At 65.7% G+C, this 460-nt stretch carries 1 protein-coding gene; it reads left to right on the top strand.

The window, feature by feature from the left end; all coding sequences use genetic code 11:
- Positions 1–460, top strand: a 460-nt coding sequence (locus GRB80_RS16360) for an aldehyde dehydrogenase family protein (RefSeq protein WP_237562075.1), incomplete at both ends; no start/stop codon positions are given.

Below are 460 nucleotides of genomic sequence, written 5' to 3'. Positions count from 1 at the left end.
AGCCGCTGGGCGTGGTGGGGCAGATCATCCCCTGGAACTTCCCGCTGCTGATGGCCGTCTGGAAGCTGGCGCCGGCCTTGGCCGCTGGCAACTGCGTGGTGCTCAAGCCCGCCGAGCAGACGCCCGCCTCGATCCTCAAGTTGATGGAGGTGATCGGCGATCTGCTGCCCCCGGGCGTGGTCAATATCGTCAATGGCTATGGTGCCGAGGCGGGCCAGGCGCTTGCCACCAGCCAGCGCATCGCCAAGATCGCCTTCACCGGCTCGACCCCGGTAGGCGCGCATATCCTCAAGTGTGCCGCCGACAACATCATTCCCTCCACCGTGGAGCTGGGGGGCAAGTCGCCGAACATCTATTTCGCCGACATCATGAACGCCGAGCCAGCGTTCATCGACAAGGCCGCCGAGGGGCTGGTGCTGGCCTTCTTCAACCAGGGTGAGGTGTGCACCTGCCCCTCCCG

It is taken from the genome of Halomonas icarae, assembly GCF_009901955.1.
GTDB lineage: Bacteria > Pseudomonadota > Gammaproteobacteria > Pseudomonadales > Halomonadaceae > Halomonas > Halomonas icarae.
Note: the sequence above shows the minus strand (reverse complement) of the source record. Positions and strands in the feature narration are given on the sequence as shown.